Annotated in this window: 23 protein-coding genes; 18 read left to right on the forward strand and 5 right to left on the reverse strand. The window is 50.1% G+C overall.

The window, feature by feature from the left end; all coding sequences use genetic code 11:
• The first annotated feature begins 1 nt into the window (after position 1).
• The 8 genes from NSS64_RS01445 (at position 2) to NSS64_RS01480 (ending at position 9820) form a co-directional block, all read left to right on the forward strand.
• Positions 2-1825 carry a sensor histidine kinase gene (locus tag NSS64_RS01445; protein WP_036731099.1) on the forward strand — a complete coding sequence of 608 codons (1824 nt, stop codon included), beginning with the start codon at positions 2-4 and terminating at the stop codon, positions 1823-1825.
• Between the two features lie 3 nt (positions 1826-1828).
• Entirely contained in the window at positions 1829-3376 is a 1548-nt protein-coding gene (locus NSS64_RS01450; protein ID WP_341138975.1) for a response regulator transcription factor, read from the forward strand.
• A 111-nt stretch (positions 3377-3487) separates the two neighbouring features.
• Positions 3488-5188, forward strand: a complete 1701-nt coding sequence (locus NSS64_RS01455) for a sugar ABC transporter substrate-binding protein (protein ID WP_341138976.1) — start codon at positions 3488-3490, stop codon at positions 5186-5188.
• A 90-nt stretch (positions 5189-5278) separates the two neighbouring features.
• Complete coding sequence (locus NSS64_RS01460; RefSeq protein WP_036700357.1) at positions 5279-6253, forward strand: ABC transporter permease; 975 nt, start codon at positions 5279-5281, stop codon at positions 6251-6253.
• Positions 6253-7215: a carbohydrate ABC transporter permease gene (locus tag NSS64_RS01465; protein WP_340938102.1), complete on the forward strand. Its 963-nt coding sequence runs from the start codon at positions 6253-6255 to the stop codon at positions 7213-7215. The genes NSS64_RS01460 and NSS64_RS01465 overlap by 1 nt, the downstream gene beginning before the upstream one ends.
• Before the next feature lie 305 nt (positions 7216-7520).
• Positions 7521-8282: a methionine ABC transporter ATP-binding protein gene (locus NSS64_RS01470; protein ID WP_341142742.1), complete on the forward strand. Its 762-nt coding sequence runs from the start codon at positions 7521-7523 to the stop codon at positions 8280-8282.
• Positions 8275-8937 (forward strand): methionine ABC transporter permease, encoded by a 663-nt coding sequence (locus NSS64_RS01475; RefSeq protein ID WP_340938103.1) that lies wholly within the window; start codon positions 8275-8277, stop codon positions 8935-8937. The genes NSS64_RS01470 and NSS64_RS01475 overlap by 8 nt, the downstream gene beginning before the upstream one ends.
• Positions 8938-8992: 55 nt before the next feature.
• A complete protein-coding gene (locus tag NSS64_RS01480) occupies positions 8993-9820 on the forward strand; it encodes a MetQ/NlpA family ABC transporter substrate-binding protein (protein WP_445667826.1) in 828 nt (275 codons plus the stop codon).
• Between the two features lie 91 nt (positions 9821-9911).
• Here the strand turns inward: NSS64_RS01480 and NSS64_RS01485 are convergent, their stop codons facing one another.
• From NSS64_RS01485 to NSS64_RS01505, 5 genes are read right to left on the reverse strand one after another with little or no spacing between them, the layout of a single operon-like run.
• Positions 9912-10793: a metallophosphoesterase family protein gene (locus NSS64_RS01485; RefSeq protein WP_341138978.1), complete on the reverse strand. Its 882-nt coding sequence runs from the start codon at positions 10791-10793 to the stop codon at positions 9912-9914.
• Positions 10794-10851: 58 nt separating this feature from the next.
• Complete coding sequence (locus NSS64_RS01490) at positions 10852-11736, reverse strand: HAD family hydrolase (protein ID WP_341138979.1); 885 nt, start codon at positions 11734-11736, stop codon at positions 10852-10854.
• Positions 11737-11776: 40 nt separating this feature from the next.
• Positions 11777-13126, reverse strand: coding sequence for an ABC transporter substrate-binding protein (locus NSS64_RS01495; protein ID WP_341138980.1), 1350 nt, complete (start codon positions 13124-13126; stop codon positions 11777-11779).
• A 34-nt stretch (positions 13127-13160) separates the two neighbouring features.
• A complete protein-coding gene (locus tag NSS64_RS01500) occupies positions 13161-14003 on the reverse strand; it encodes a carbohydrate ABC transporter permease (protein WP_341138981.1) in 843 nt (280 codons plus the stop codon).
• Between the two features lie 36 nt (positions 14004-14039).
• A complete protein-coding gene (locus NSS64_RS01505; RefSeq protein WP_341138982.1) occupies positions 14040-14921 on the reverse strand; it encodes a carbohydrate ABC transporter permease in 882 nt (293 codons plus the stop codon).
• A gap of 223 nt (positions 14922-15144) precedes the next feature.
• On the opposite strand from NSS64_RS01505, the gene NSS64_RS01510 reads away from it, so the two are divergent.
• The 10 genes from NSS64_RS01510 to NSS64_RS01555 all read left to right on the forward strand — a co-directional run bounded on the left by NSS64_RS01510 (position 15145) and on the right by NSS64_RS01555 (position 24104).
• Positions 15145-15723, forward strand: a complete 579-nt coding sequence (locus NSS64_RS01510) for a GbsR/MarR family transcriptional regulator (protein ID WP_341138983.1) — start codon at positions 15145-15147, stop codon at positions 15721-15723.
• Positions 15724-15726: 3 nt separating this feature from the next.
• Positions 15727-16401, forward strand: coding sequence for a response regulator transcription factor (locus tag NSS64_RS01515; protein WP_341138984.1), 675 nt, complete (start codon positions 15727-15729; stop codon positions 16399-16401).
• A gap of 38 nt (positions 16402-16439) precedes the next feature.
• Entirely contained in the window at positions 16440-17576 is a 1137-nt protein-coding gene (locus tag NSS64_RS01520; RefSeq protein ID WP_341138985.1) for a HAMP domain-containing sensor histidine kinase, read from the forward strand.
• 89 nt (positions 17577-17665) lie between these two features.
• Positions 17666-18340 carry an ABC transporter ATP-binding protein gene (locus tag NSS64_RS01525; protein WP_341138986.1) on the forward strand — a complete coding sequence of 225 codons (675 nt, stop codon included), beginning with the start codon at positions 17666-17668 and terminating at the stop codon, positions 18338-18340.
• On the forward strand, positions 18337-20766 hold the full coding sequence (locus NSS64_RS01530; RefSeq protein ID WP_341138987.1) for an ABC transporter permease: 2430 nt from the start codon (positions 18337-18339) through the stop codon (positions 20764-20766). The genes NSS64_RS01525 and NSS64_RS01530 overlap by 4 nt, the downstream gene beginning before the upstream one ends.
• 48 nt (positions 20767-20814) lie before the next feature.
• A complete protein-coding gene (locus NSS64_RS01535) occupies positions 20815-21270 on the forward strand; it encodes a hypothetical protein (protein WP_341138988.1) in 456 nt (151 codons plus the stop codon).
• 110 nt (positions 21271-21380) lie between these two features.
• The gene (locus NSS64_RS01540; RefSeq protein WP_341138989.1) at positions 21381-22352 is read left to right on the forward strand and encodes an EamA family transporter; all 972 of its coding nucleotides are present in this window, start codon (positions 21381-21383) and stop codon (positions 22350-22352) included.
• 237 nt (positions 22353-22589) lie between these two features.
• A complete protein-coding gene (locus NSS64_RS01545; RefSeq protein ID WP_036731138.1) occupies positions 22590-22892 on the forward strand; it encodes a LiaF transmembrane domain-containing protein in 303 nt (100 codons plus the stop codon).
• Between the two features lie 47 nt (positions 22893-22939).
• On the forward strand, positions 22940-23620 hold the full coding sequence (locus NSS64_RS01550) for a PspA/IM30 family protein (RefSeq protein WP_340938118.1): 681 nt from the start codon (positions 22940-22942) through the stop codon (positions 23618-23620).
• A gap of 4 nt (positions 23621-23624) precedes the next feature.
• Positions 23625-24104 carry a PspC domain-containing protein gene (locus tag NSS64_RS01555; RefSeq protein ID WP_076082064.1) on the forward strand — a complete coding sequence of 160 codons (480 nt, stop codon included), beginning with the start codon at positions 23625-23627 and terminating at the stop codon, positions 24102-24104.

Here is a 24104-nt window from a genome sequence, read left to right on the forward strand (position 1 = left end):
GATGGCGACAAAACGGTTTAAATTCGGCACCATCGTCAATGATATTCCGCTAAGCTACAAGTTCTATCTCATCTACATTGTGGGTGTGCTCCTGCCGATCATGGTGCTGAATCTGGTATTCCTGGAGCGGATTACAGATCTCATCAAATCGAGGGAGCAGCAGAATCTGGAGATTTCCATGGAGCGGGCGCGGAAGGACATTCATGATTTTATTGAAGGGGGAGTCTCTGTCGGCTACACGCTGGCTGCGGATAAGAATCTGTACGAGATGCTGGACCGGACCTATACGGACTCTATCGAATTCTACAGTATGTTCAACGAACAATTGAGAGACCGGATGAACAGCTATATGCCTGTCAATAACCAGCTGGAACGAATCAGTATATTCACGAACAACCAGACGGTTGTATCCGGGGGGAATTATCAGGTAATGAACGATAAAGTATGGTTCAGTGACTGGTACCGGCAGGCCAAGAAGGCCACTACCCAGGTCTATGTTGCTGCTTACCGGATCATGGAGAACAAGAATCTGGCTTCATCCACCCCGACGCTCAGCATTATTGAGACCATGGACAATTACCGTAATCTGAACAACTATGAGAAGGTGCTGCGGATAGATCTGGACCTTAGTGAGATCTATGACATTATCGTCCGGGAACGGGATTACCTGAGCCTCTATCTGATCAATGGGGAGAACAAGATCGTGATGTCAGCGGACAGCGGCTATCAGCATATTACGGATGATCCCTATCCGGTATTCGATCAGTGGGGGGACAGCCAGGACGAGAGCGAGGGGGTGCGGGTAATGGCTGTAGGGACGGCGAATTATCTCAAAGGCTGGCGGATTGTCGGAATTACGCAAGGGGAGCGGATCTCCCAGGCGGTTCTCGACATCCGGCTGTACGCAGCGGGCCTAGCCACCACGCTTACTCTTTTGACCAGCATATTCATATATATCATGCTGCGCTCCTACAACTACCGGGTGAAACGCCTGTCCCGGCATATGCAGAAGGTGACGAACGAGAAGTTCGAGCTGATCGCCATCGATGAGGGCCGGGATGAGATTGGCGGGCTAATCCACAATTTTAACCGGATGACCTCCAGAATCCACTCCCTGATCAACGATGTGTACAAGCTGGAGATCCAGAGCAAGAACCTGGAGATGGAGCGCGTCAGGGCGGAACTGAATTTTCTGCAGAGCCAGATGAACCCCCACTTCCTGTTCAACACGCTGAATGCGATACTGGTGGTCTGCACCAAGAACAAATATAACGATGTCACCGATATTATAAAAAGCTTGTCGAAGCTGCTGCGCAGACTATTGAGCTGGAAGGAGGATCTGGTGCCGGTGCGCGAGGAGATCGCATTTATCGACATGTATCTGAGGATTGAGAAATTCAGGTTCAGGGATAAATTCGATTATACCTTTGAGATCGATGAGCAGTCCCTGGATTATAAAATACCGAAACTGAGTATGCAGCCGCTGGTCGAGAATTCCTGCAAGCATGGCCTGCAGACGATTGAGGGGCTGGGCGTAATCAAAGTGGCTGCGGTCGTGCTGGATAACAGGCTGCAGATTACAGTATCCGACAATGGTAAGGGCATGGAGCCGGAGAAGCTGAAGGAGCTGATGTTCGCGGTCCGCAAGGAGGATTACTCGGGCACCCACATCGGGATTCGCAATGTATACCGCAGACTGGAGCTGAATTACGCAGATCAGGTGCGCTTCGAGATATCCAGTACGCCGGATCAGGGAACCGTAGTGACCTTTGGCATTCCCCTGAAGCTGCTTGAGAAGAATTATTCCCTGGAAAGAGAGGTATAGACGATGAAATACAAAGTTCTATTAATCGATGACGAGCCTAGCGCTCTGGAAGGTATGGAGATGTGGATCGATTGGCAGGAGCTGGGCTTCGAGCTGTGCGGAACCTGCGGCAACGGCCGGGAGGGGCTGCAGATGATGAAGCAGCTTCAGCCGGATCTGGTCATTACCGACATCCATATGCCGCTGATGAATGGTCTGGAGATGATCGGGCAGTGGCGGCAGGAGGGGACGGATTCGACGAAGTTCGTCATTCTGAGCGGCTACAGTGAGTTTGAATACGCCCGTAAGGCAATCAGCTACGGAATCAATCATTATCTGCTGAAGCCGGTTTTCCCGGAGGAGGCTACCGAGGAGCTGCGGGAGATCCGCCTGGAGCTGGAGCAGGAGGCGAACCGCAGAAGAATCCATGAGACCGCTTCCGGGGAAGAGGCGGCAACCTTAATCAAGGGGCTGTTATATGGCAAAAAGGGAGAACCCGAGCTTATGGAATGGCTGGAGACTCTGCCCGGCTTCAAGGAAAGCACTTCCTGGAACATCTGCCTGATCCGGACAGTCCCGGAGCTGTATACAGAGGTGAGGAGCCGCACAGTCTCCCTGCTGGCCGGATATCAGGCAGTGGTGACGATCGATCTGGAAGCAGGATTGCTCGGGATCGTGTACGGGATGATGGAAGGCAGCGGGGACGCTGCCGGAATAGCTGAAGTGCTGGTTACCCTGCTGCGCGAGTACGGGGGAGAGAATATCCACATCGCTCTGGGAACCCCCGAAGACTCCTTAGTGTCCATAGAGGGCAGTTATGGCCGGGCCAAAGAGACTCTTTTACATTTCTTTTACGAGCCGGAGCAGGCAGGGGTGCTGGCTTACAGCGCGGTGCAGGACAAGCCCTTCAGTTATCACTATGACCACATCGGGCTGATGGATGCTCTGCTGGACTGCGTGAATCTCCTGGACGCGGCTGGCTACCGGGAGGCATTGGAGGCAGCGGCCCGCAGCTTCCGGGAACAGCAGGTGGCGCCGGAGGTGGTGCGCAAATTCGTAATCCACCTCATGTACCGGATATTCGCACTCGCACCCGGGGCAGAAGCCGCAGGCGAAGAGGGCGGAGTGGCCTCGGGTGTTGAGGTATCAGAGATTCAGCAGGCGATGACCCCGCTGAGCGGGCTGCTCAACCGCTTATTGTCCTACGGCGGGAAGGCCATAGATCTGCTGGTGCAAGAGCAGAATTATAAGTCGCATGGGATTGTCCGGGAGATCAACCAGTACATCGGGGAGCATTATCAGGAGAGCCTGAGCATTCAGAAGCTGGCCGAGATCTTCTTCCTGCATCCGGTATACCTGGGGCAATTATTGATTAAGAAGAACGGGATGACCTTCAATGAGCAGCTGCATCATCTGCGGATTCAGGCTGCGGCTGAGCTCCTGCGCGGGAGCAGGCTGAAGCTCTCAGAGATTGCCGAACGTGTCGGTTATGCCAATTACGGACAGTTTCTGAAGCGGTTCGAGAAGGAGCTGCACATGGGCCCGAATGAGTACCGGCATGCCAAGTTCTAAAATTTTCGGGGGTACACCTTTAGTTCGGTCGTATTTTAGCGGATAGTTCACCTCTATAATTTACTTGTGTAAGTGCTTACAAATTAAAGACAAACACTATGGAGGTGCTTTATGGGGGGCAAGTCGAAAGTGACGTTTAAGTATTCCCTGGTTGCTCTATTAACCCTAAGCTTCGCACTGTCAGGCTGCGGCGGGGGCAACGACAAGAATGCTGCTACAACTGACAAATCAAAGGCGACAACAACAGCGGATTCTGCTTCAGCTAACACGGGAGGAAAGGTTGAACCGTTCAAGGTTAGCGCATTTATCGGGGTAGCCGGGCAACAGCCGACACCGGATAACAAGATCTACAAGAAGATCAAAGAGGAGACCGGTGCCAGCTTCGATATGGAATTCTTAGCAGGCGACATTAACCAGAAGCTGGGCGTTATGATTGCCGGTCAGGATTATCCGGACCTTATGACCGGGAGCACCAAGCTTACAGCAGCAGGTGCTTATATCCCGCTTGAAGACCTGATTGAAGAGCATGCGCCGAATTTGAAAGCGCATTATGCAGAATATTGGAACATGATGAAGGACCCGAATGACGGACATATTTATATTCTGCCTAACTACGGTGTATATAACGGTAAGGTCAACAGTTCATGGTATTCGGGACCGGCCTTCTGGATTCAAAAAGCAGTGCTTAAGGAATTCAACTATCCGAAGGTTAAGACACTGGATCAGTACTTTGACCTGATTGAGCAATATAAAGCAAAGTATCCGAAAATTGACGGAAGCCCGACCATCGGGTTCGAAATTCTGAACTATGACTGGAAAAACTGGGGACTGTTCAACGCTCCGCAGCATCTGATCGGACATCCGAATGATGGCGGCGTAGTCGTGAAGGACGGCGTAGCCGAGGTATTTGCCAATAAGGATTATGCCAAGCAGTACTATAAGAAGCTGAATGAGATGAACGAGAAGGGCATTATCGACAAAGAAACCTTCGTGCAGAACTACGACCAGTATATGGCAAAGCTGTCCAGCGGAACCGTTCTGGGAATGTTCGACCAGCACTGGAACTTCAACGCTGCTGAGGATTCACTGACGACTCAGAATAAAATAGAACGCACTTATGTAGGTCTTCCGCTGGTATACGATGAGTCGACCAAAGACCACTACCGCGATCTTGCGGTGCTCAATCTTAACAATGGCTTCGGCATCAGCATTAATGCCAAAGATCCGGTGAAGATTATCAAGCTGCTCGACACCCTGATGGATGAGAAGTGGCAGAAGCTGTTCTCCTGGGGTGTGGAAGGCGAGGATTATATTGTTGAGAACGGCAGATTCATGAGAACCCAGAAGCAGCGTGATGACGCAGCGGATGCCACATGGCAGCTGGCCAACAAGGCCAAATCATTGTTCGAATATCTGCCTAAAACCGAAGGAAGCTACAGCGACGGCAACTCTACGGATGCCGCTGCACAGCCGGAAGAATACAAAGCAGGTCTGAAGCCGTACGATAAGGAAGTTCTGGATGCCTATGGCTTCAACTCCTATGTGGACTTCTTCAGCGATCCGCCGCCAAATCCTGTGTATTATCCTGCCTGGTCCATCGACCTGATTGAAGGCTCGGATGCCAAAATCGCCAGTACCAAGCTAAATGAGCTGCAGACCAAGTTCCTGCCGAAAGCCATTCTTGCCAAGCCGGCTGAATTCGATTCCGTATGGACCGACTATACGGAACAGATTGAGAAAGCCAATGTAAAGGCTTACGAAGACAAGATCAATGAGCAGATTAAGTGGAGAATTGAGAACTGGAGTAAATAACGTAAGGTCTGGTACCGGGTTTTAGAAGGTGGAAGGCCGTCAACCGGCCTTCCGCCTTACATTAATTTGATGGAGTAGGAGACAACGAATATGGATGAGACCTTAGAAATAGATACTGGCGTCCGGCGTCCGAAGAAGAACAAGAAGAAAAAGCAGCCGATTACCTGGCGTGTGATTAAGAATCAGAATCAGCTGATCTGGATGTCTGTGCCTTTAATGCTCTACATTATCCTTTTTGCCTACGTTCCTGTGTGGGGCTGGACCATGGCGTTCCAGAACTACAGACCGGCCAAGTCCTTCGGTGAGCAGGAATGGGTGGGACTGAAGCAGTTCAAGTTTTTATTCACCGATGATAACTTCATTCGTGTCCTGCGCAATACGCTGGCTATGGGGGTTATCAATCTGATCCTCGGCTTCGTCACAGCCATCGTGCTGGCGTTGCTGCTTAACGAGATTAAGAAAGTATTCTGGAAAAGAACCGTGCAGACGATCTCTTATCTGCCCCATTTCCTATCGTGGATTATCGTTACCGGTATTGTGGCGACCTCGCTGTCCATCAATGACGGGATTGTAAATATCGTTCTGATGAAGCTGCATCTGATTAAAGAGCCGATTCTGTGGCTCAGTGAAGGCAAGTATTTCTGGGGAATTGTAGGGGCTTCACATGTGTGGAAGGAAGTGGGCTGGAATACCATTATTTATCTGGCAGCCATCGCTTCCATTGACCCTGCCCTGTATGAGGCTGCAGAGATTGACGGTGCGAACCGTTACAAGAAAATGATGCACGTAACCCTGCCTGGCATCAAGGCAACCATTGTTATTCTGATGATTATGTCCATAGGACATGTGCTGGAAGCAGGCTTTGAAGTGCAGTACCTGCTCGGCAACGGACTGGTTGTAGACTGGGCCGAAACGATAGACATTTTCGTGCTTAAATACGGACTTGCACAAGGGAATTATTCACTCGCAACCGCTGGCGGGATTTTCAAAACGGTGGTCAGCGTGACATTGCTGCTTATGGCTAACGGGATTTCAAAGCGGCTTGGGGAAGAGAGGTTGTTATAATGGCGGATAACCGGCAGATTAGCCCTGGGCACAAAGCAGGCTTTACGGCGAAAAGAAACTTAGGCACCGGCAGACTTGAACCGTTTTTGTTCACTTCCTTCAATACGGTCTTCATGGTCTGTCTGGTGGTTGTGACTTTATATCCATTTATCAATACGATTGCTGTTTCATTTAATGAAGGGAATGATACGATCCGCGGCGGTATTTATTTATGGCCAAGAGAATGGACCGTTCAGAATTATAAAGCGATCTTTGCCACCGGAACGATTTTTGATGCTTTCCTGATCTCAGTGGCACGTACAGTGATTTCTACATTGCTTAATATTTTTCTGACTACCATGCTGGCGTATACCTTAAGCCGCAGGGAGTACGTATTCCGTAAGTTTATTACTGTAGTATTCGTGCTGACGATGTATTTCAGCGCAGGTCTGATCCCGAACTACTTCCTGATTAAGGACCTGGGCCTGCTGAACAGCTTCTGGGTCTATGTTATTCCATCGATGATCAGCGCGTTCAACATGATCGTCATCCGCACTTACATCGGGACTATACCGGAGAGTCTGATGGAATCGGCCAGAATCGACGGGGCCGGGGATTTCAAAATCTTTATGCGGGTGGTCTTCCCGCTCTGTAAGCCGGTACTCGCGACCATTGCGCTGTTCGTGGCGGTCGGAGCCTGGAATGCCTGGTTCGATGCTTTCATCTACACCTCCTCCAAGCAGCATCTGAGTACACTGCAGTATGAGCTGATGAAGCTGCTGTCTTCAACGATGAACTCTAACGGGAACCCTACCGTAACCAACGGGGTGGGGATGGATCAGAATTCAGCACGGGCGATGGTCACGCCGATTTCGATCCGGGCAGCTATCACAGTGGTCGCCTCCGTACCTATACTGCTGGTGTATCCGTTCATGCAGAAGTATTTCGTAGTGGGTCTTAATGTCGGCAGTGTGAAAGAATAAGCGTTCAGAGCGAATAGACTGATGTATGCAAAATAGCAAAACGGGTGCAGTCCTACCAGGGACTGCACCCGTTTTTGTGCTATGATTCTGCGTCTCTTGAATAATCTCATAGAGCCCCGAGCATCCTTATAATGCTCTGCTCTTCCAAGGACTTAGCAATCGTTTTGAAAAAAATGATGACACAGCGGAAGAAATACCTTATTATTTAAAGAGATTTTTAATGAAACAGATTTTAAATAATTATAGTACAATAAGTCCTGTAGTTCAGAGAGTACGTTCAGGCAGTCTGTAAGGGAGGGCTTCATATTCTTTCGCTGAGTCAGGTTAGCAAGAGCTTCACTCTGAAGGACGGCCCTTATACGGCTGTCGATCAGGTATCGCTTGAAGTCCAGGCGGGTGCCATTCACGGTATTATTGGCGCCAGCGGGGCGGGGAAGTCCACGCTCCTGCGGCTGATGAATCTGCTGGAGCGGCCCGATGCAGGAACGGTTACGGTTGACGGGCAACAGCTTACGGAGCTGCCGGACAAGGAGCTGCGCCGGCAGCGGCAGAGAATCGGTATGATCTTTCAGCATTTCAATCTGATCGGCAATGCCACTGTCAGCCGGAATGCGGCGATCTCTCTGGAACTAGCCGGAGTGCCGCGTGCAGGGCGGATGAAGCGGGTGGAGGAATGTCTGCAATTCGTCGGCCTTGCGGACAAAGCCGGGCAATATCCGGCCCAGCTCAGCGGCGGACAGCGTCAGCGGGTAGCGATTGCCCGCGCACTGGCGAACAATCCGAAGCTGCTGCTGTGCGATGAACCGACATCTGCGCTTGATCCGGGCACCACGGCGGATATTCTGGAGGTGCTGCGCCATATCAATGCTTCCCTGGGCGTAACCATCGTGATCGTTACCCATGAGCTGGACGTTGTGCGGAGCATTTGTTCTGAGGTATCCGTCATGGAGGGCGGACGGATCGTAGATTCCTTCTCCCGCGGCGAGGGCGGCTTCCTTCCGCCGGCAACGCATTCAGGCTCCTTCCGGGAGCGGATCACCGGCAGAACGGGGGAGGCCCATGTTTGAGAGTATGCTGAAATACCAGGATCAGATGTGGCAGTCTATCGGCGAGACCTTTGTCATGGTCGGCATTGCCATAGGCGCTGCGCTGCTGGTGGGTCTTCCGCTGGGGACACTGCTGTATTTTTGCCGCAAAGGCCAGTTGTATGAGAATAGAGGGCTGTCTCTGGTGCTGAACAGCATTGTCAATGTCATACGTTCGTTTCCGTTCCTGCTGCTGGTGGTGGCGCTGATTCCGTTCACGCGGCTGGTCGTAGGTACGTCGATTGGCACACTGGCGGCCACGGTGCCGCTGTCCATCGTTGCCATTGCTTATTACTCACGGCTGGTAGAGCAATCACTGCTGGAGGTTCCTCGGGGAACGATTGAAGCGGCATTGTCGATGGGGGCATCGAAGCCGGGAATGATTTTCAAGTTTCTATATGTAGAGGCCCGTTCGGGGCTGGTGCTGGGACTCACGGCGTCTACGATCAGCTTCATTTCTTTTTCAACCGTAATGGGGGTTGTCGGCGGCGGCGGGGTGGGCGATTTCGCCATCCGTTACGGGTATCAGCGCTTCGAGACCGAGGTGATGATCTACGCCATTCTCGTGATGATTGTGCTGGTGCAGCTCATCCAGTTCACGGGAAGCACGATAGCCAGACTGCTGGACAAACGCTAGAATACTATACAATAATGGGGGCTTGAGAGATATCATGAAGAGAACAGGAAGAAGAATGACCACCACGTTTACACTGGTACTGCTTGTATTGACGCTTGCACTTGCAGGCTGTGGCAACAGCAAAGAAGCGGAAAAGACACCGGCGGCAACCAGCACCGGACCTGTGAAGATCAAGGTAGCCTCGCTGATTCCGCCAATGACGGATATCCTCGATATTGTGAAGCCAATTCTGAAGGAAGAAGGCGTGGATATGGAGGTTGTCGTACTGTCCGATAATGTGCAGCCGAACGAAGCACTGGCGAACAAAGAGGTGGATGCGAACTTCTTCCAGCATGTCCCGTACATGGAGCAGTTCAATGCCAGCAAAGGGGCAAAGCTGGTGCCGGTTCAGCCTGTATATGATGCCATCTATGGCGGGTACTCCAAACGCTTCAAAAACATTGCCGATCTGCCTGAGGGAGCAACGCTCGTGATGGCGAATGATCCTTCCAATATTGGACGCTCGCTGCAAATGTTCGCAGATGCCGGGTTGATCACGCTGAAGGATGGGGTAGGAATTCAGGCTACCCAAGCTGACATTACTGCTAATCCGAAGAACTATAAGTTCGAGGAAGTTGATCTGCTGATGCTGGCCCGGATGCTGGATGATGCCGATCTGGTAGCGATGACGCCGGCCTATGCCAGCCCGCTGGGCCTGACTCCGAAGAAGGATGCGCTGATCACCGAGCGTGAAGATTCCGCCTTCACCATCACCCTCGTTGCCCGTGAGGACAACAAGGATTCCGAGACCATCCAGAAGCTGGCGAAGGCGATCAGCGGCCCGGAAGTGAAGAAGTTCCTGGAGGATAATTACGCGGACATCGCGCTGCCTGCATTTAAATAGAAGAGAAACGGCCTTCTCTTGGGAGAGAGGGCCGTTTTTTGTTGCGCAGGAAGCACATTGCTCCTGCTTGATACATCAATGATTCCCTAATTTACCGTAGAGCGTTAACGGGATACGCCACCTCATATTGCGCTGCTTCAATCCAGGTCCCTGTAGTGAAGTCCCGTCCCCGCACGAGCACTTTATCAGCATAGACTTCTATATAATAGCCCTGGCTGCCGCTCTTGTGCTCATCCGCATCCGTCCAGAGGTAGGCTACAGAAGCTGCATTGAACATCGTGGCGGTCTGTCCGTTGCCTGGATACATAGTATTGCCGACCTCCAGCTCCCAGTGGGTATGCCCGGTGAACAGCAGGGTCTGCGGGTGCCGCGACAGAATAGTACGCAGCTCCTGATCCTGAGTGACCCCGTACCATTCCTGAGATTCCAGCGAACCGGCTACCGTATCCTTCAGCGGCTGGTGCAGGAAGAGGAAGACGGGCTGATCCTGCGCGGAAGCTGCCGCCTGTTCCCCAAGCTTCCGGTCCAGCCACTGGAGCTGTCCGTCGGATAGACTGCAGAACGTCTGCAGCCCTTCCTCAGTACCCAGGAAGATGAAATGATACCCGCCGATCCAGTGATCATGATAAGGACCCGGCATCCCCATACGGGAAGTATACATCGCAAGACGGGAATCCCAATGGCCGAGCCCGACGTCATGGTTGCCCAGAGTGTAACGAATCTGCGGCAGTGAAGCCTGATGCTGTTCAAGAATACGCTGGACCTCCTCATACTCCTCCGGGAAGCCATTGTTCGTAATATCTCCAATATGCATGATGCCGCTGCTGCCCTGTGCGTGTAAGGCCAAATCCTGCAATGCCCGCCCGAAGTTCTGGTTGTACTCGTGTTCCGGATCGGCGGTGACATGGGTATCGGTGATAATCTGGAACGTCAGCAGCGGTTCAGTAACGCCGGGTATGGAAGATGTATTCATAGCAAGCGAAGCCTCCTTGAAATATTTTATATTCGTTAGGCTAATGCCCCTTCGGCCTTCATCGTGCGATCCTTCGTACGCCAAGCTCTGCATAAGAGGACACGATACAATCTGCATCCGGCAAAAGAGTCCCGTCAGCCCGCGTGTCTGCCGCCGCAATAACCCGGTTTGCCGCCGCCTGCCAGTCCCCGCCCGCATTTGCGGCCGGTCCTGCCGCCGCAGCTGAAGCCGCCAGCCCGGCGGTAATTCCGCCGGCAATCCCAATGGCCGCCGCAGCGCCCGCTGCCTTCGCCATCCGCATATCTCCGTTCGTATCGCCGATCACGGCGACTTCAGCCGGAGATACCCCGAGCCGCTGGCAGGCAAGCAGCGCCATGTCGGGGAAGGGCTTGCCCTGCTCCACCTGATCGGTGCCGATCACGGCGGTGAAATACTGGCGGATGCCCAGCCAGCGCAGATGACTCTCTGCTGCCGCCGTTTCATCGGCAGTCACTACGGCCATAGGTATGCCCTGGGCTGCGCACGCGTCCAGAAAGGGCACCAGCCCGGGGAGCGGGCGGACCGGACGGCTCTGCTCCAGCATCGCATCTGCTGCATTCCGGCAGGAGTCCACCAGTTCGACGGCTTCGGCCCAGGATAGGCCGAGAGAATAACCCTGCCAGGACGCAATGGCGTACAGATCGCTCATTGTGCCCATGGCGAGCGGACCGTTACGGTCGTAATCGGTGATCTTCCCTGCGGCATCATGAACTGTTCCCAGCAGGGAGGCCCGGTGCTGCTCAGGGAAGCTCAGTCCGTGCTGCTCAAGCTTGCGGGCGAACTGGTCCAGGAAGCACTCGCCCCAGCTTCCCCAGAGGGATACGAACTGTAGTAAGGTTCCATCCTTGTCGAATAGGATGGCCGATACGGGATAGTTCCCTTGCGGAGTGTTAAGCTCAATCACGCAGCGTCCCCCTTTATTAATAGAAATTTGTTCAGCAATTCTATTTCAGTTTATCCAGTGCCGCCTGAGCCGTCTGCTGTGCTTCCTTCAGCGCCTCGGCTGCCGGAATATTCTCAATCTGCACCTTATCCGCAGCGATGGTCAAGGCATCGTTGATCTTGCCGCCGGTCGGGTCCTGGAACGGAGCGGAAGCATGAGCCGCCTGCTGCAATGGAATATTGATCTGCGGATTGCTCTTACTGAAGGCGACGAATGCCGGATCTTCCAGCGCAGACTGGCGGACGCTAATATAGCCGGTGTTGATGGACCAGAAGGCCGTATTCTCGGAGTTCGTGAAGTAGGTCAGCCATTTCATCGCTGCCTGCTTCTCGGCGTCTCCGGCTTTGGCAGGAATACCGGCCATACTCGCTCCAGCGACAGGTTTGCCTTCCCCAGCTCCGGCCCAGCCCGGTTGCTCCATAGCGGAGACGACGCTGAAATCAAGGTCGCCCTGATCGCCGCTGGAGCCGGTGTATCCGGCCGCCTGGCCTTTCATCACATCGTCAATGGTCTTGTACCAGTACTCCCAGCCTTGTCCGCCCGAATGAATGCGCATCGTCTTGTCCTCATGAATTGCTTTGCGGAAGAACTCCCAGGTGTCGATCCACTCCGGGGAATCAATCGTGACCTTGGTGCCGTCCTCACTAAGAATACTGCCTCCTTTGCTGAGAGCGGCATCAATCATATTGCCGGAGCCCCACATCGGTTCCCAGCCGTAGAAGGTGGTTTTGCCGCCTTCGGAGACGGTCATCTTTTTCGCGGCCGCAGCGAGGTCTTCCCAGGTCTTAATCTGGCTGGCATCTATGCCGCTTTTCGCAAAAGCATCCTTACGGTAGTACATCACCTGGGTCGATCCATACATCGGGAGGAAATACTGCTTGCCGTCCACCTGGCCCTGGTTCAGGAAGGTCTGGACGAAATCCTCTTTGTTGAAGTCCGGCTGCCCGGCAATCAGCTCATCCATCGGGGCGTAATAACCCTTGCGCGCCCAATCGATATTGGAGGAGAGGACCGCCGCCGGGACCTGCCCGGAAGCAATCGCTGCCTGAAGCTTCTGTTCGGTCTCTGTATAATCCCCCTGCACGATCCCCTTGACGATGACCTCCTGCTGGGAGGCGTTGAATTTCTGAATGAGCGATTCCATATTTTCACCCAGCTTGCCGCCGAGCCCATACCAGAATTCAATCGTGACCGGTGCGCCTCCTGCCGGAGCAGCATTGGCAGCAGGGACTGCGGCGGCTGCGCCGTCCGCAGTGGATGCATTGCCGGGAGCGGCATTTCCGCCGCAAGCGGTGAGCACGGAAAGTCCGGCGATCAGGGATGCTGCAGACACTTTTTTAACTACGTTCATCATCATTCTCCTCTTGGATATTGAAGTTTAGGGATTAGCCCTTACTGGAGCCTGCGGTCATGTTGACACTTTGCATTATCGTTTTCTGAGCCAGCAGGAAGACTAGCAGCAGCGGGGCAATCGTGAAGGCGCTGGCGGCCATGATGAGCGGCCATTTCAGTCCGTAAGCACCTCCTTCCACGAAGAAGCTGCGCAGACCGGCCGAGACCAGCTGCAAGCTGGGCTCCTTCGTAATGAGCATCGGCCAGAAGTAATTGTTGTACTGGTCAATGAAGGTAATCAGCGCCAGTACGGCGAATGAGGATCTTGTGACCGGCACAAGGATCGTCCATAGAATCCGCATATGCGAGGCACCGTCCACTTCACCGGCCTCCACCAGCTCATGCGAGACTTGAAGGAAGGCCTGCCTAATCAGGAAGATCGAGAAGATACTCACACAGTTGGAGAGAATCAGGCCCGCATAGGAGTTCAGCAAGTGCAGCTCAGAGAGGACCAGGTATCCGGGCAGGTAGACTGCCGTTGCAGGAACCATATAACCGAACAGAATCACTCCGGCAAAAACGCCCTTCAGGCGGAATTTCATATGCGTCAGCGCATAAGCCATCATCCCGGAATTGATCGATTGCAGGAGGACAATGGAGACAGCGACGAAGATACTGTTACCCATATATCTGGCGAACGGCGCTTCGTTCCAGGCTGCGGCGAAGTTACCCCACAGCGGCACTTCAGGCCAGAGGGTGGGCGGGGAGCGCCAGATCTCATCATTGGTCTTGAGGGCACTCGTAACCATCCAATAGAACGGGAAGGCCATCAGAAGAGCAAGCGCGGCGAAAAAAATCTGGCGGACCAGCCCGCTGATACGTGTGAATATAGGCAAGCGGTGAGACCTCCTTAAGGGCTGATGGTAAAGCTTCTATTGATAATGAGTGGTCCGCTTGCTGATCCCGAAGGAGAGGACAGACAGCAGCATGCAGATCAAGACCAGGACGACAGCTACAGAAGAAGCCTCTCCGATCTGGAACGATTCGAAGGCGGACTGATAATACAGATAGAGCAGAGTGCGGGTAGAGCCGGACGGGCCGCCCTGGGTCAGCACATTAATCTGGTCATAGGCCTGAAGCGCCGAGACTAGCTGCACCACGAATAAGAAAAGAGTAGTCGGCGAGATCAGCGGCCATGTAATCCGCAGGAACTTCTGCACCGGACTTGCCCCGTCCAGCTCCCCGGCTTCCAGCAGGTCGGAAGGCACATTGCGCAGCGCCACCAGATAGAAGATCATTGCCCAGCCGACCGACTTCCAGATCGTGACCAGCAGGACGCCGGTTAATGCCCATTTGGGGTCCTGCAGCCAGCCGATTGAGTCCAGACCGAAGAAGTTCAGCACCGCATTGGCAAGTCCGGCTTCAGGCTGATAAATCCAGGACCAGACGATAGACACAGCGACGGTCGGTGTCACCCAAGGCGAGAACAGCAGGATCTGATAGAGGGCTGAGCCCTTCAGCTTTCTGTTCATGAGGAGGGCCAGACCCAGTCCGAGCAGGATCACCGGCAGCACACTGCCGAGGCAGAAGAGAACGGTCACCCTCAGCGCTTTGTAAAAAGCCGGGTTGCCCAGCAGATCGGTATAATTCTCCCAGCCGACAAAGGTTTTCTCCGGGCTCATGAAATCCCATTCCGTGAAGCTGAGATACAGCACATACAGCAGCGGCGTGAGCCAGAACACGGCGAACGGGATCATGGCCGGCAGAGTGAACAGCACGGGCTTCAAGCCGCTGAATAACTTTGAACGTGTCATTTTCGTCCATATTCTCCATTTCCTCCACATTGGTTGATGCGGTATAATGCAGAGGACAGCTCCTCTGTTCAAAAAAAATTGTACACTCATGAGGCAGGCTTGTGGTTAAGCGGGTGTAAAGCCCGTTCGGATTTTCTGTAAAATTTGTAGAATGATTGCCGTAAAGCTGCGGTATTGTGTAAGGTAGAGAGAACGATTCTATGTGAAAATGAGGTGCCACCTGATGAAGCAGGCCGCATTCGGCGAGGAACATCCGCACCGTTCGCCCCGGGAGCAGCTGCTCGGCCCGGTGATCGATGCCATAGCACAGACCATGGATTTATATGGAGCGAATTATTCCTTCGGGCAGCTGTATGGGGTGATGTTCTTCGAGGACAAGCCGATGACGCTGGAGGAAATGAAGCAGGTCATGAATATGAGTAAAAGCAATATGAGCTACGGAGTCCGCTCCCTGATCGCCTCCCGGATGGTCACGAAGCTTCCCGAGAAGCGTGAGCGGAAGGAGCTGTACGCAGCGGAGACAGACTTCTTCGAGGCCTTCCGCAACTTCTTCACCCTGAAGCTTCAGCGGGAGATCGATATGATGCAGGAAGCGATGGGAGCCGGGGTCCCGGGCCTCCAGGCACTGGCCTATGCAGCAGACACACCCGAAGAGGAGCGGCAGGCCTGCCTCAGAGATCTGGAGAAGCTGAAGCATGCGGCTGAATATTACGTCTGGCTGCAGCGCTTCGTATCGGGACTTGCGGAGGGGGTTGTTTTTGGCGGCGAACGGGGAAGTACCGGCGAGGAAGGCGGAGTATGAGCTATGAATAATCAGATTCTTATTGTTGATGATGAGACGGATATAGTTAATCTGCTTAAAGATTATTTTGAGATAAATGGTTATAAGGTCTTAACCGCGCGGAGCGGCGGGGAGGCATTACGCAAAGTAGTGTATAATCCAGACATTATTTTACTGGATATTAATATGCCGGAAATTGATGGTCTTGAGGTGTGCACTCGTATACGGGATTTCGTATCCTGCCCTATTATATTCCTGACTGCGCAAGTGGGAGAGTCAGATAAAATTAATGGCTTTCGTGTGGGCGGGGATGATTATATTGTGAAGCCATTCAGCATTGATGAGCTTGGAGCTAGGGTAGAGGCACATCTGCGCCGTGAACGAAGACAATCTGTTAAGACACAAACCAGATTTTCAGATGATTTAGTGATCGACTACTCCGCGAGAGGAGTGTATTACAAAGGACGGCCACTTTCTTTTGCCAAGAAAGAATTTGGTATTATTGAGTTGTTGTCCATGAACATCGGTCAGGTCTTTGATAAGGACCATATCTATGAAAAAGTCTGGGGCCTGGACCATGAAGGAGATAGCATCGTTGTTGCAGAGCATATCAGAAGAATTCGGGCCAAACTCAATGAGGTTAGTAATCACATATACATTTCAACAGTATGGGGTGTGGGCTATAAATGGGTAGGTTAACAAAAGGTTTTCGTAACTTATCCATCAGGGTGACATTTATGATCTATATGCTTATATTTGTACTTATTGCCGGACTCCTTAGTGTGATTACCATTACTGGGGTAGGCCAGATACGTAATAATATGTTTCTGAAGTATAACGACTCCTATACATTGGCGGATATTAATAATCCAGCAATTGTCTATAATATGAAGGACTTTAATACGGATTATTCTTATACAGATGAACAGATTATTAAGTTTTGTAGTTTTCTGGATTCTTGGTCCATTTTGATATTTTTTGGGCTAGCTACCCTGGCGGCTTCTTTGTTGTTTTACCATAATAAGCTCAAACAACCGATTGGGGTTTTACGCGAAGCTTCTGCTAAAATATCTAATAATGACTTGGATTTTCATATTCCGCATTATAGCGAAGATGAAATGGGACAGCTATGCAAGTCTTTTGAGAGCATGAGAGTTGCTTTAGAGGATAATAACCGTCATATGTGGCGTTCAATAGAGGACAGAAAACAGTTAAATGCCGCTTTTTCACATGATTTACGGACACCACTGACCGTATTGCGCGGATACGCTGACTTTTTAAATAGATATCTTCCAGAAGGTAAAATAAGTAAGGAGAAGCTACTGGATACGATAACAACCATGAGTATACATATATTACGGCTGGAGAAATATGTGCAAATTATGGGCGAAGCCCAAAAACTCGAAGATATACCGATAGCATGGACCAAAGTAGAGGTTTTCGTTTTTTTGGAACAACTAAGCAGTTTGGCTGAATTTCTGGCACGGGAACGGTCACTGGAATTTTCTTTTGAAAATCAAATCGTTGAACAATATCTGTGCATGGATACTGGAATGGTTACCAGGATATATGAAAATGTGATTTCCAATTCTCTTCGTTATGCTAGTCGGACGATTTCTGTACGCTTTGAATTTGTTAAGGGATTCTTTTCAATTACAGTGAGTGATGATGGTACAGGGTTCTCAAGCCAGGATCTGAAGCTCGCTACCACTCCGTTTTATACTAGCAGGTTGGAAGCTGAGGAGAGCCATTACGGTATGGGGTTGAATATTTGCAAGGTACTGGCTGAGAAGCTAGGGGGCGGTATTCAGCTAACAAACAATAAGTCAGGCGGCGCCTGTGTGAAAGTTTCGATTTTGCTGCACCAAAGTTGATAAAAAATAGATATTTATTGGATATCCTCTCCTAGAGAACAACTTAGGGGAGGATATTTTTGTATCCATATATAAAGGGAGGCGCCGATATGATTCTGGAAGGAAAAAAGTTATGTAAATATTATGGCAGCGGAGAAGGTCAAGTGAAGGCAATCCACAATGTTGATTTCTCAGTGGCGAAAGGTGAGTTTATCTCTATTGTTGGACAGTCTGGTGCAGGCAAAAGTACATTAATGCACATCATTGGGGGCTTGGATTCGCCTACAAGCGGGGAGGTCATCATAAATGGGACTTCCATTTATACATTGCCAATGAGTCAATTAGCCGTATTTCGCCGTCGCCAGATTGGATTTGTGTTTCAGGCTTTTAATTTGGTACCCTCACTTAATGTGTGGGAGAACATCATTTTACCCATTGGGCTGGATGGGAAGAAAGCAGATGTTAGCTATATTGAAGATATTTTAAATACTTTGGGGATCTATGAAAAGCGGGCCAGTCTGCCCACAGTGTTGTCTGGCGGTCAGCAGCAAAGAGTGGCAATTGCCCGTGCACTGGCAGCTAGGCCGGCTATTGTCCTCGCAGATGAACCCACAGGAAATCTCGATAGCCGTTCTAGCAATAACGTTTTGGATTTGCTGCGTTTATCCGTAGAGAAATATAATCAGACTTTGATTGTTGTAACGCATAATGACGAAGTGGCTAAGCTTGCAGGTCGGACTGTTCGAGTGGTGGACGGTTCCATAGCAGTAGAGGTAGAAGGATGAAAAATACGATTACTGTTCACAATGTATCCCTGAAAAATCTACGTCATCACAAAAGCCGGACCTTATTGACTGTAGGTACAGTAGCTTTAGCCGTAGCCTTAATTTTTGTGGTGCTGACTTATTTTTACTCTGACGACCAGAGGAGCAAGCGAGAAGCGATTAATGAGCTAGGTGCCTATCATGTGCAGTATGAGCATTTGTTGCCGGAGCAGCAACAAGCTATTGAGAATAATCCGAAGATAAAAAAGCACTATGTTTCCTATATCAGTAAAAATGTTAAATCGGACACGTTTGAAAAATTGAATATTAATATGGCTATAAGTTATATAGAGGGAATTAATGAAGGACTGATTCAATTAATGCAAGGGAGGGCTCCGGTCACTGACGACGAGATTGTATTGGATAAATGGGTAATTGAGGAACTTGGATTTTCTCCTAACATAGGAGTAGTAATTCCAGTGAATTTACAAGTTATGAAGGCAGGGGAAACAGAACATATAACAAAAAACTTTAAACTAGTTGGCATTATTGATGATATCGCCGTACGTAAAACGGTTAGAGCTGGTCTGATGTTTATTTCTCAAAACCTTTCCAGGCAATATAGTCCTAACCCGGATGTTGTTTTATTTGCTCTTTTAAATTCAGACTTTAATGCTTCATCTACGGCGCACAAAATTGGTGAGGGCTCTGAGCTAAAAGATGACCAAATACAAATCAATGAACGTTACAATGGCGCATATGAGCAGAATCCTGTATCTATCCTAAAAGCAACCATAGTTGTTTTTGTGATTATAATTAGTGCAGCCATGGTTATCTATAACATTTTTAATATATATATATCAGAGCAGATCCGTTTATTTGGGATGATGAAAGCAATAGGAATGACTCCTAGACAACTACGAAGGATGATCCTTTCAGAAGGGCTTATTGTTTCACTGGCGGGGAGCTCCATTGGTCTTTTATTAGGGGGAGGAGGAAGTGTAGCAATTATCCCCTTCTTTGGGAATTTGGCTAATGGGAGTTCGGCATTATATGTTGAATTTTCCACTTATATTGTTTGTGCTGTTTTTGTTATAGGTATGTTTCTCGTTATGCTATCTGTTTATATTCCTGCAAAAAAAGTAGGGAGAATTTCAGAGATTGCAGCTATTCGTTATAATCCCGCCGAAGACGTGGGAAAGAGGAACTCCGAAACCAAGAATAAATTTAAAAATTCAATTAGCGGTTTCTCTCTGGTGGCAGCACAACTTATTCGATATCGCAAGCGCACCTGGGTGACTGTAACGTCAATTACTCTGACAGGGCTTATTTTCGTGGTTACAGGGAGTATTTTCAGTAGTATGAATATTGATAATATGGCCGGAAGCATGGTACCTGGTGATTATAAGCTAAGTGTCACTGATAGCCTTGAGTCTGACGTACAACTCGATTTGTTGAATGAGAAAATCCTTAAACAAATTAATGCTATACCAGGGATTGAGAAAATAATGACAGAAATGTATGCTGTCTCGACTTATAATAAGCAGGATGCAAACCTTCATCTCAAGGACTTGGCGAGTATGAAAAACCCGGAAATTCGAACGGATATTTATGCTTACGATGATGCCTTAATGAAAATTACACTCAAGATGCTCGGGAAAGATGATTCTATGCTTACAGAACTGAGAAATGGTGATAATCTCATTGCGGTCGCGGAAGATGGAGGGTACCAAGTGGGTGATAAAATACGATTGGCAAAGTATGGAGAAGGCCATAAAGAACGTGTATTCACTATTGTCGGTGTATTGCCCAATTATGTTACGTATAAAGGTAGTACTTCAGAGGGGGGAGCTCTTATTGCGCATCAGAACCTGTTCAAACGATTGGACTTAGATCAACGTATTAAGCAGGTTAGTATTCAAGTTAATGAAGGACAACAAGGGGAAGTGGAACAGAAATTAAAAGGTATTGCAACTGCTGATCGAAGAATAACATTCACTTCTTTCCAGGAGATTTATCAAGAGTTCAATGGAATGAAAAAAGTGCTTCAGTTGGCGGCTAATGGCCTTATTTCAGCATTACTGATTATCAGTATATTTAATTTAATAAATTCTAACTTAACCAGTATGCATTCTAGAAAACGGGAGATTAGCTTAGTTGAAGCCCTTGGCTTATCACGGAGTCAGTTAACTTTGCAGTTGGGAAGTGAAGGTTTATTTGTAATTATAATCAGTTTACTAATCACTTTTTCAATAGCCATACCTGCCGGATACTTTGGAGTTAGATTTTTTAAGAAATCCGCCACTTATGTCCAATATCAATTACCTCTGAATGCCATGCTAATCCTAATTGGCGCATACTTTGTAGTTCAAGTGCTGACTACCTTCTACATGCAGTGGCGCTTGAGTAAGGAGAGCTTAATGGAACGAATCCGGTTTAGTGAATGAGTGAGGGAAAGCAAATAGCTGAATATAATATTTAAGGGGGCAATAATAGTGTTCCAATCTAAAGTGAATTCTACAAAACCCGTTTATAGTATATTAGTTGTGGTAATGGTTATTGCATTAGCGTTAACAGCATGCGGAAGTAAAAAGGGGGATGGGATTTCTCCTGAGTATCATGGCGTAAAATACACAGGTCAAGGAGATATGGAAACAAAAGTTAATGTAGTTATTTATAATGAAGATGATATTTTGTTTCTTCAGACCGTTAAGATTATTGATGATAACCCCACGGTCTGGAAAGCCCTTCAGGCCATTTCAGACAATGCTGAGCAGGGGATGCTAATCGAAAAAAATCAGAAAGGACAAATAATTAAGGTAGATGATATAAAAAATGATAAAGAGAAGCACTGGAAACTTTTTATTAATAATACTATTGAAGAGGGAGATATTGAGAAAGTTGGGCTTGATGAGAACCAGCCGCTAACATTGAGATACTCTAACGATTAGTCAATGTATGGGGAGGGATATGCTATAATTTTGCCCAGGGGATATTCTTATAAATGATAGAACGGGAGCCCCTCACAAACCTGTTTTTTAGAGAAAAGGGATGATGCGGCATGAAGCATAAGGAGAAAATGAATCAGTTATACGTGGTGGGAATAGCGCTCTTATTTGTGTATTTATTTTGGGGAGGCACCTATGTCGGCATGAAGATTGCCATCGAGACCATACCGCCTTTTCTGATGGCGGGGGTCCGCTTTTTCACGGCAGGTGTGGTCCTGTACCTCATTGCCAGAGTAAGCGGAGCGAAACGTCCGGTAAAGCGTGAATGGCGTGCCTCTGCGATTGTCGGCGCCTTGCTGCTGCTTGGGGGCAACGGGGTTGTGGCCTGGGCAGAGCAAAGAGTCTCTTCCTCCATCGCTTCGCTCATCGTGGCGGCAGTGCCTGTCTGGATGATGCTGATGGGCTGGCTTGGGCGCGGCGGCAAACGGCCGAATACCGGAGTTATCGCAGGAATCGTTCTTGGACTGCTCGGTATCGCCGTACTGGTCTTCCAGCCGGGGAAGGGGGAGACGGGGACCGCTACCGATCTGATCGGAATTATTACCGTGCTGGCAGCTTCCATAAGCTGGGCAGCAGGGTCCATGTACTCCCGAAGCGCGACCATGCCGGGTTCACCCTTGATGGCGACAGCGGCGCAGATGCTAACGGGAGGCGCGCTGCTGGTGATTTTCTCTTATTTTACCGGCGACTGGTCCACACTTCATATCTCTGGCATTTCTATGCGCTCGTACCTGGCACTGGCCTACCTGATCACCTTCGGCTCCATTGTCGGCTACACAGCCTATATCTGGCTGCTTAAGAATGCTGACGCCACCCTCGTCTCCACGTATGCCTTCGTTAATCCGGTAGTCGCTGTGCTGCTTGGCTGGATGCTGGTAGGCGAACAGCTTACCCTGAACACCCTGATCGCAGCCGTGATCATTATCGGGGCTGTGGTTTTGGTGACTCTTTTCCGTAGTAAGCCACAGCCGGCGGCTACTCAAGCAGCGCTTGATATACAACCGCAGCAGCGGCCGTTACACTAATAGTAAGGACGTATCAACAGCCGGTACTCTAACAGAGCATCCGGCTTTTTTGGTATGCCTTTACCCCATGTGCATGCAGCCCTTCGACCGACGAGCATTGGCTAGACCTTCCCAGTCCTGCAACCATCCCCGACTAAGGTCCAGTACATAAAACCGTCCACAGTCTGTTTTGAAAGATGCGGGATTGCCCTAGAATAAGGGTATAAGAAAGAGAGCAGCGAAAGGCGGTGATAACAAATGCAAAGAAACAAAGGTAACGGACTTGCGATTGCGCTGATTGTAATCGGAGCGGTAATGCTGCTTGGCATTCTGCCTCACTTGATTTCAGGAATCTTCGGTATCCTGTTCCCGGCAGTGCTGGTTGTGCTCGGATACTACGGAATTAAGAGCGGCCGCAAGATTATCGGCTGGGTGGTGCTGTTCATCGGTGTCATGTCCCTGATCTCCAAGCTTTCCTGGATTATCGGTCCGCTGCTGGGTATTGCTCTGGTAGTGTGGGGCATCTCGGTACTGAGGGGCAAACAAAGCAGAACATACTAATACACACAGTCCATACTTATTAAGAAGCAGGGAGGGAGCAGGAAATCATGAGTGTTTTTCGCAGAATGAGGGACATCACCGTAGCCAACTTGAATGAACGCCTGGAGCAGAGCCAAGATCCGGTGAAGCTAATTGATCAATTTCTACATTCAACCCGTGAAGAGATCGGGGAGGCCGAACGGCTGTACCAGCAGTACGCTTCTCATACGAAGCAATTGCAGCAGCAGGTGAATCAGGCCACCGCCATGAGGAACAAACGTGAAGAGCAGGCGCTCCTCGCACTCAAGGCAGGCGAAGATCATCTGGCCAAGCTGGCATTGCAGGAGAAAATTATCCACGAGGAAAAGCTGGAGCAATACAGCGGGCTGCTGGAGACGAGCCAGCAATCACTTTTCGAACTGGAATCCCAGCTGAACGAGCTCAAAATGGAGTATCAGACGGTATACAGCAAACGCCAGTTCTATGCAGCACGGATGGAGTCGCTGCGGCTGCAGCAGCGCATGAATCAAAGAGCCGGTGCTTATGGCGGCGGCGGAGATGTTCCCAAAATGTTCGGCCGTCTGGAAGACAAGATGAACGATTGGGAGCTTGAAGCCAAAAGCCTGAGCGACTTGCGCCGGATGGGACAGGAATATGCGGTGCAGGCCGGAGAGACCGTGGCAACCGTACTCGAAAGAGAAATGGCCCGTCTAAAGGAGAAGCTGAACAATGATGGCAGAAAGGAGTAGTAGTATGACCCGATTGTATCGTTCAACAAGAGACAAAGTAATGACTGGGCTGGCAGGCGGATTGTCCGAGACTCTCGGCATTGACTCTACACTGTTCCGGATTCTGCTGGTGATCAGTATTCCATTTAGCGGTGGAGCTACAATCCTCGTATACTTTATCGCAGCAATGGTGATTGCCAAGGAGCCTAACCAGTACAATCCCTTCGGTCCCGGACCGGGTGGGCCGGGTGGCCCGTACGGCGGACCCTACTCCGGCGGACCTGAATATGGCCGCGGACCACAGGCTCCTCACCAAGGACCTCAGGGATATGGCCCCTATGGCGGACAGCCGGGCTACAATCCCAGCTATGACAAGGCAAGTGCTCACACAGCTCCCGATTCTGGCCTGGATGCCATGATGAAGGATATCGAGAAGAAGGCACTGCAAAAAGAAGTGGAAGAGCTCAAACAAAAACTTGCTAAATACGAGAAGGGAGAAGTGTAA

This window comes from Paenibacillus sp. FSL H8-0122 (assembly GCF_038005345.1).
Lineage (GTDB): Bacteria > Bacillota > Bacilli > Paenibacillales > Paenibacillaceae > Paenibacillus_AQ.